This is a genomic window from Plasticicumulans sp., assembly GCF_035331805.1.
Taxonomy (GTDB): Bacteria; Pseudomonadota; Gammaproteobacteria; order Competibacterales; family Competibacteraceae; genus Plasticicumulans.
Genome location: NZ_DAOLKE010000068.1, coordinates 10,274 through 13,711 on the forward strand (window position 1 = coordinate 10,274; position 3,438 = coordinate 13,711).

Annotated in this window: 4 protein-coding genes; 2 read left to right on the plus strand and 2 right to left on the minus strand. The window is 70.0% G+C overall.

Going from position 1 to position 3,438, the window contains the following annotated elements; genetic code table 11:
• Nucleotides 1–88 precede the first annotated feature (88 nt).
• A complete protein-coding gene (locus tag PKE44_RS07165) occupies nt 89–457 on the minus strand; it encodes a phasin family protein (RefSeq protein ID WP_324549523.1) in 369 nt (122 codons plus the stop codon).
• Between the two features lie 224 nt (nt 458–681).
• Between PKE44_RS07165 and rdgC the strand changes: the two genes are divergently transcribed.
• On the plus strand, nt 682–1,590 hold the full coding sequence (gene rdgC, locus PKE44_RS07170) for a recombination-associated protein RdgC (protein WP_324549526.1): 909 nt from the start codon (nt 682–684) through the stop codon (nt 1,588–1,590).
• A 115-nt stretch (nt 1,591–1,705) separates the two neighbouring features.
• The gene (locus tag PKE44_RS07175; protein ID WP_324549528.1) at nt 1,706–2,839 is read left to right on the plus strand and encodes a DM9 repeat-containing protein; all 1,134 of its coding nucleotides are present in this window, start codon (nt 1,706–1,708) and stop codon (nt 2,837–2,839) included.
• Nucleotides 2,840–2,864: 25 nt separating this feature from the next.
• Here the strand turns inward: PKE44_RS07175 and PKE44_RS07180 are convergent, their stop codons facing one another.
• Nucleotides 2,865–3,437 carry a CDP-alcohol phosphatidyltransferase family protein gene (locus PKE44_RS07180; protein WP_324549530.1) on the minus strand — a complete coding sequence of 191 codons (573 nt, stop codon included), beginning with the start codon at nt 3,435–3,437 and terminating at the stop codon, nt 2,865–2,867.
• Between the last annotated feature and the right edge of the window lies 1 nt (nt 3,438).

The window sequence follows — 3,438 nt, forward strand, 5'->3', positions numbered from 1 at the left end:
CCGCGAAAAAGCAGAACCGCCGCGGCCCCTGCGGGCGGCGGCGGTCCGGATCGGCAGACCGGGCGGCGCGTTCAGCGCCGCGGCGGCATCAGGCAGCCTTCGAGAACGACTGCACCGACTTCGGCAGCTCGGCAGCGGCTTCTTCGGCCAGCTTGTCGAACTCGGCCTTGACGCCGGCGCCGAGGTCGGCATAGGCCTTGGCGTCGTCCATCAGCTTCTGGCCCAGGCTCTTGGCGAGCTCGACCTGATCCGCGGCGAAGGCCTGCAGGCTCTTGAGGTCGGTGACTTCGGCCGCGGCCTTCAGGCGGGCGATGGTCAGGTCGGTGTAGCTCTGCAGCGTGCTCAGCTGCAGCGCGACCAGCTTCTCCAGGCTGGCGACGGCCAGCTTGTTGGCCTTGACGACCGGGGCGCCGAGGGTCTTGGTCTGCTCGAAGAACTTCTCGAAGTTGTCGGCCATGGCTACTTCCTCCAAAGGGGTCAAGCGTTGGGTTGAACGATCATGTTGCGAAGCAGCATATCGACATTCATGTTGCCGTGCAACATAGATGACCAAGATTTCATTAAGGTTATTCGGCTGACCGTACTGCGCTGTTCCGGCTCGGATAAATGAGCCGGCGATGACGCCGGCAGCCCGCCTGCTTATGATGCGCGCCCCCTGCCGCCACCCGGATGCCGTCCCGCATGTGGTTCAAGAGCCTGATGCCGTTTCGCTTCACCGAACCCTGCACGCTCGATCCCGACACGCTCGCCGAGGCGCTCGCGCACGCGGCCTTCCGGCCCTGCGGTTCGCAGGACCTCGTCACCTGCGGCTGGGTGCCGCCGCTCGGCGGCGAGGACGGCGCGCTGGTGCACGCGGCCGGCGGCTTCTGGCTCGTGTGCCTGCAGAGCGAGGACAAACTCCTGCCGGCCTCGGTGATCCGTGCCGCGCTCGATGAGCGCGTTGCCGAGATCGAGGACCGCGAGGCACGCAAGGTCCGGCGCAAGGAAAAGGAAACGCTGCGCGACGAGGTCCTGCTCGACCTGCTGCCGCGCGCGTTCACGCGGCGCAAGCGCCTGTACGCCTACCTCGATCCGCGCGGCGGCTGGCTGGTGGTCAACGGCACGCCGGGCAAGGCGGTCGATGACTTCACCTCGCTGCTGCGCAAGGCCGCCGGCAGCCTGCCGATCGCGCCGCTGCGCACTGCCGCGGTGCCGGCGAGCGTGCTGACCGGCTGGCTCGGGGGCGCGCCGGCCGACTGGCAGGTCGGCGACGAATGCGAGCTGCGCGATGCCGGCGAGGAGGGCGGCATCGTGCGCTGCAAGGGCCAGGACCTCGGCGGTGACGAGATCCGTACGCATCTTGCCGCCGGCAAGCAGGTCACGCGCCTGGCCGTCGAATGGCAGGAGCGGCTGTCCTGCGTGCTCGGTGACGATCACGCCGTGCGCCGGCTGCGCTTTCTCGATGTCGTGCAGGAGCAGCTCGCCGATCTCAACGCCGAGACCGTCGCCGAGGAACTCGACGCGCGCTTCGCGCTGATGACGCTCGAACTCGCGGCCTTCCTGCCGGCGCTGGTCAGCGCTTTCGGCGGCGAGGCGCCGGCAGCGGCCTGAGCGCCCGCACGGCCGCGTCGCAAGTGGCGCTTGCCGGATTGTCGCGGCCGGTTTCCTAAGGTCGATGCGCGGGCATGCCGCCCGCCATCCCCGACCGCAAGGAGACGCTGACGCCATGACCGGCCGTCTGAACCCCGCCAAGCTGTTCTGTACCGCCGTCCTGATGCTGGTCGCAGGCCTCGCCCACGCCGCCGAACTGCGCGAGCTGCTGTACGACAGGTCCACGAGTCCGGAGCTGAAGGCGGCCATCGCCGTGCTGCGCGATCCGGCGACGCCGAAGGTGCCGTACGCGCAGCTCGAACGCCGCTCCGACATCTTCGTGCGCATCGCGCCGCGCAAGGTCGTCATCGGCCCCGACGGCAAGCTGCTCGACAGCGCCATCCTCGGCACCAAGCCCTTCGTGTTCGTGACCACGCCCGAGAGCGTGCAGGGCAAGTCGCTGCTCGATATCTATCTCGACATCGGTTACGAGGCCGAGGACATCATCGCCTGGCAGCGCGATCAGGACATGGTCGCGATCGTCTACCGCTTCCCGCCGGCCGTGACCGTATCGGAGGTGCGCGACGGCGCGCTGCCGCAGGACTGGCAGACGCACGTGTACTCGCCGACCTGGGCCAATGCCTTCGTGCTGTTCGACCGGCTGGCGGCAGCGGCCACGGTCGAGCCGGAGCGCAAGGGCGAGTTCGCGCCCTGGCAGACCTTCTTCCGCTCCGAGGCCGAAAAGACCTTCGTGCTGGACTTCCCGGCCGTTGCGCGCCAGCGCGTTGCCGGCACGCCGTATGCGCGCCTCGCCGCGCTCGGCGGCGATGACTGGAAGTACCGCTCGCTGCTCGAGACCAAGCTCAGCCTGTTCGAGCACTTCCGCGGCACCGGCCGCACGCAGAACGAACTGGAGGACCGCGACGGCAGCAAGCCCGACACCGGCGTGCTGGAGTTCGTCGGCCCGAACCAGAAGCTGCCGTCCCTGCCCGAACTCGCCGTCGTGCACCTCGGCGGCCTGACGCTGCGCGACAGCTACCTGCCCTCGGGCGTCGGCGTCTGGGTCGCGGCCAGCGGCGGAGCGGTGCCTTTCGGCGCCATCGTCGGCGGCCACGAGGCCGCGCCCGGCAACGAACCGCTGTACATCTGCCGCGCGACGCATAACGGCGGCGTCCACCCCGGCAAGCTGCGCGCGGCCTTCAAGGGCTGCAACATCGGCTGGGGCGGCAGGGAGACGGTGGTCGCCGACTACGAGGTGCTGGTGCGCTAATACGCGTTCACGTTCACGTTCACGTTCACGCCCGGCCCGCGGGCGCCGCGCCACGCTCGGCCAGTCCGCGCGTGACGCGGCGCACCAGCGTCCAGAGCCCGAGCGCCGAGAAGATCACGAACGCCACCTCCAGCCACGGCCCCGGCGTCGCCCCGAGTCCGAGCGCGAGCCCGAGCGCACCGCAGGCGACGGCACGATCGCTCTTGCCCATCGGCCCGTCGTAGCGGCGGCTGGCACCGAGCGTCTGCATCAGCACGCCGGCCATCTCGCAGATCACCGCCAGCAGCACGAAGGCCACGACCCAGCGCGTCGGGCAGGCCGGCAGCCGCGCGAACGGCAGGTACAGCAGCGCATCGGCGAAGACATCGCCGAGCTCGTTCAGGCAGGCGCCGAGTGCCGACTGCTGGCCGTGCTCGCGCGCCAGCATGCCGTCGATCGCGTTCAGCGCCATGCGCACGAACAGGAACAGCGGCAGCAGCAGCCACAGCGCCGGCACGTTCGGCGCCGCGTACAGCGCCACGCCGAGCAGCATCGAGGCGCCGGCGGCGGCGAGCGTGACCTGGTTTGCCGTGATGCCGGCCGCAGCCAGCCGGGCCACG